3 protein-coding genes are annotated in these 4,326 nt (G+C 70.6%); all 3 read left to right on the top strand.

The window, feature by feature from the left end; genetic code table 11:
* The first annotated feature begins 11 nt into the window (after window positions 1–11).
* Window positions 12–1,601: an acyl-CoA ligase (AMP-forming), exosortase A system-associated gene (locus JMF90_RS26315; RefSeq protein ID WP_054928603.1), complete on the top strand. Its 1,590-nt coding sequence runs from the start codon at window positions 12–14 to the stop codon at window positions 1,599–1,601.
* Window positions 1,598–2,692 (top strand): hypothetical protein, encoded by a 1,095-nt coding sequence (locus JMF90_RS26310; protein ID WP_011549199.1) that lies wholly within the window; start codon window positions 1,598–1,600, stop codon window positions 2,690–2,692. The genes JMF90_RS26315 and JMF90_RS26310 overlap by 4 nt, the downstream gene beginning before the upstream one ends.
* Window positions 2,692–4,326 (top strand): acyl-CoA dehydrogenase family protein (locus JMF90_RS26305; protein ID WP_201325616.1); only part of this gene is annotated, 1,635 nt, incomplete at its 3' end. The genes JMF90_RS26310 and JMF90_RS26305, both read left to right, overlap by 1 nt.

Raw genomic sequence — 4,326 nt, 5'->3', positions numbered from 1 at the left:
AGGAGCCGATCATGAACGCATTGATCAGCATCGCCGACCTGCTCGAACACGGCGCCGAGCGCTGGCCGCATCATCCGGCGTATGCCGACGGCGACGGCACCCTGACTTACGATCAGCTCGCCCGCGCGGTCCGGCGCGCCGCCGCCGTACTCGCGGCGCGCGGCGTGCGGCCCGGCGAACGCGTCGCGATCTACGCGCCGAAGCGCGTCGAAACCGTGGTCGCGATGCTCGCGGCCAACGCACTCGGCGCGATCTTCGTACCGGTCAATCCGCAGTTGAAGGAAGCGCAGATCGAACACATCGTCGCCGACAGCGGCGCCGCGCTGTTCGTGACCGGCGCGCAGCGGCTCAAGCGCCTGCCGGCGCTCGCCGCGCTCGTCGGCGCGCGCACGCTGCTGATCGAGGAACTGGCCGATGCGATCGACTCGCCGGGCACCGATACGCCGGCATCAGCATCGGCAGCGGCCCCCGCCGGCCGCCCGGTCGACGACGATCCGGCTGCGCTGCTCTATACGTCCGGCTCGACCGGCAAGCCGAAGGGCGTCGTCGTGTCGCATCGCAACCTGGTGTCGGGTGCGTTCAGCGTCGCCGCGTATCAGCAGCTCGCCGAAGACGACGTCGTGCTCGGCGTGCTGCCGCTCAGCTTCGACGCGGGCCTGAGCCAGCTCACGACCGCGCTGGCGTCCGGCGCGTGCTACACGCCGCTCGACTTCCTGCAGCCGGCCGAGGTGCCGCGCCATTGCGACGCGTTCGGCGTGACGTCGATCACCGGCGTGCCGCCGCTGTGGATGCAGATCGCGTCGGCCGGCTGGAGCGACACCGCACGCACGCGGCTCCGCCGCTTCGCGAACACCGGCGGCCATCTCGCGACGCCGCTGCTGCACCGCCTGCAGGCGCTGTTCACGCAGGCTTCGCCGTACCTGATGTACGGGCTGACCGAGGCGTTCCGCTCGACCTACCTGGCGCCGGCCGACGCGGCGCTGCGCCCGACGTCGATCGGCAAGGCCGTGCCGAACGCGGAGATCCTCGTGCTGCGCGCCGACGGCAGCGAATGCGCGGCCGACGAACCCGGCGAGCTCGTGCACCGCGGCGCGTTCGTCACGCTCGGCTACTGGAACCGGCCCGAGCTGACCGCGCAGCGCTTTCGTCCGCTGCCGCGCCGGCACGGCGAGATTCCGCGCCCGGACGTCGCCGTGTGGTCGGGCGACATCGTGCGGCGCGACGCGGACGGTTACCTGTACTTCGTCGCGCGCGGCGACGACATGATCAAGACCTCCGGCTATCGCGTGAGCCCGACCGAGGTCGAGGACGTGCTGTTCGCGCTGCCGCACATCCGCGAGGCCGCGGTATTCAGCGTCCCGCACCCGGCGCTCGGTGAAGCGATCGCCGCGTGCGTCGTGTCGACGCTCGACGCCGACGCGTGCCGCGCCGACATCGCCCGCGCATGCCGCGACGCGTTGCCCACCTACATGAACCCGCTCGTCGTCGAGCCGCTGCCGACGTTGCCGCGCAACCCGAACGGCAAGATCGACCGACCCGCATTGAAAGCGCAGTATCGCGACGCGTTCGCGCGCCCGAACCTCGAGGAGACCGCAGCATGAGCCTGTCGACGCTCGATGAAACCTGTGTCGGCGCGCCGCGCGTCGCCGCGCCCGGCACGCTCGCATTGTCCGGCGGTGTCGTGGTGCTGCCGCCCGCCGTCGTGTTCAGCGCAATCCAGGCGCAGGAGCGCCACCCCGGCTACCGGCACCTGCTGCTGCCGCAGGCGCGCTTTGCGCGGCCGCGCGGCATGGGCGCGCTGACGCCCGACGAAGGCACGCGCCTCGCGCCGGGCGGCCGGCCCGCGCTGCGCGTCGCACCGCCCGGGCGCAGCCTCGCCGATCTGGCCGCCGACGCGGCGCTCGACCTGCGCGACCAGCTCGGCTCCGGCGCGCTGGCCCGCACGACGCACGTGATCGTCGCCAGTTGCGCGCTCAACGAAGGGATCGGCGACTCGGTCGTCGGCCGCATGCAGTACGAACTCGGGCTGCAGCGCGTGACGCCGTTCGCGCTCGGCCAGAACGGCACGCTCGGCTGGTATTCGGCGCTGATGCTGCTCGACGGGCTGCTGCTCGACGAAGGCGACCAGGCGCTCGTGATCCTCAGCGACAAGTGGCTCTACCCGTTCTTCCGCCAGTTCGGCGACCTGGTCGGCTACGGCGACGCGGCCGCCGCGCTGCTCGTGTCGCGCGCGGGCCCGGCGCCGGAACCTGCGGCGTGGGGCGGCGTACGGTCCGTCGCGCTCGAATTCGGGCCATCGATCACGGACCCGTGGGCCGATGCGCCAACCGCGCTGCGCGACACGCTCGCGCCGGTCGCCGCCCGCGCGATCCGCCGCGCGCTCGAACAGGCCAACTTGCGCGCGAACCAGATCGACTGGTGCGTGCCGCCCGGATTCGATCCCGGCTTCGCGGCGCGCGTGGCCGACGCCGCGTCGATTCCGGTCGCCGCGCGCATCCAGCACGACGGCTCGGGCCATCTGTCGTCGGCCGAATCGGCCGCCGCGCTGATCCGGCTCGCGGGCGCGCTCGACGAAGGCGAGCGCCGCACGGTGCTCGTGTGGGACGCGGCGCTGCATGGCGCGGCGGCCGCCGCCGTGGTCGACCTGGCCGGCGGCCTCGACGCCGCACTCGATATCGAAGGAGACGCATGATGAGCGCATACAAGGTAAGCCTGCGCGAACTGCGCTTCTTTCTGTGGGAACTGTTCGAGGCCGACAAGCGGTTCCTGGCGGAACACGGCCTGTACGGCACGCACGATCGCGCGTCGATCGATGCACTGCTCGAACGCGCACGCGATTTCGCGCTCGACCTCGGGCGCAGCTACCAGCAGGCCGACGTCGAGGGCTGCACGCTGCTCGACGACGGTCAGGTACGAATTCCTTCGCATTTCCACGCGCTGTGGGCGCGCTTTCGCGACGAATGGTCGAACACGCTGTTCGGCACCGCGCACGGGCTGCCGCCGATCGTCACGCAGATGATCTACGAGATGTTCATGGGCGCGAACCCGTCGTTCATGACCTACGGCGGCTTCACGCGCCCCGCGGTCAAGCTGCTGCAGATGCACGGCACGCCGCACCAGAAGGCGCTGATCGCACCGCTCGAAGCGTACCGCTGGGACGCGTGCTTCTGCGCGACCGAACCGCAGGCCGGCACCGACCTGACCGCCGTGGCGCTGCGCGCGACGCCGCTCGAACGTGATATCTACGCGATCGACGGCGAGAAGGTGTACATCTCGGCCGGCATGCACGAACTGACGGAAAACACGCTGTATTTCGTGCTCGGCCGCATCGATACCGCGTCGCCGGATTCGTTCTCGCTGTCGTGCCTCGTCGTGCCGCGCTTCTGGCCCGACGAGGAAACCGGCGAGCTGCAGCCGAACCACGTCGACTGCATCGGCCTGCCGCGCAAGATGGGGCTCAAGGGCTGCGCGAACACGCATCTCGTGTTCAGTTCGAACGGCACGACGAAAGGCTGGCTGCTCGGCGGCCGGCGCAACGTCGGCCTGCTGCAGCTGATGCCGCTGATGAACCAGGCGCGCATGAGCACCGGGATGTTCGGCGTCGGCGTCGCGTCGAGCGCATACCTGCACGCGGTCGAGTATGCGGGCCGCCGGCTGCAGGGCCGGCCGATCGAGCGCGCATCGAACACCCACGCCGCGCGCGTCGCGATCGTCGAGCACGCGGACGTGCAGCGCATGCTGGTCGACATGAAAAGCCGCGTCGACGGCTGCCGCGGCCTGCTCGGCAAGCTCGCGGCGACCGCGACGCGCGCGGCGATGCTCGAAGCCACGCCCGACGCCGACCCGGCCGAGATCGAGCGCCATCGCAAGCTGCAATTGCTGCTGACGCCGATCTGCAAGGCGTTCATCTCCGACCAGGCGTGGCGCATCTGCGAAACGGCGATCCAGGTGCATGGCGGGCTCGGCTATACCGACGCGAGCCCGGTCGAGCAGAACGCGCGCGACGTGAAGATCCTGTCGATCTGGGAAGGCACGAACTACATCCAGGCGCAGGATCTCGTGCGCGACAAGCTCGGCTTCGGCCGCCATTCGCGGCTGATCCAGTACTACCGCGACGAACTCGACGCGTTCCTCGCGCAGCAGCATCACGCCGGCACGCATGCGGAACTGCGGCCGCTGTTCGATGCGTTGCGCGTGGGCGCCGACCGGATCGCCGCCGCGCTCGACGACATCGCCCGCGACGTGCAGGACGGCCACACGCATCGCAGCAGCCAGTTCTACACGCGCTTTCTGGAGATGTTCGGCGTGGTCACGTCGGCGTGGGTG

The organism is Burkholderia sp. E168m23 (genome assembly GCF_016586125.1).
GTDB lineage: Bacteria > Pseudomonadota > Gammaproteobacteria > Burkholderiales > Burkholderiaceae > Burkholderia > Burkholderia orbicola.
Note: the sequence above shows the minus strand (reverse complement) of the source record. Positions and strands in the feature narration are given on the sequence as shown.

What these genes read in the sequence shown, in the direction of transcription:
- JMF90_RS26315 (WP_054928603.1), top strand. Translation starts at nt 12, where the DNA reads ATGAACGCATTGATCAGCATCGCCGACCTGCTCGAACACGGCGCCGAG.
- JMF90_RS26310 (WP_011549199.1), top strand. Translation starts at nt 1,598, where the DNA reads ATGAGCCTGTCGACGCTCGATGAAACCTGTGTCGGCGCGCCGCGCGTC.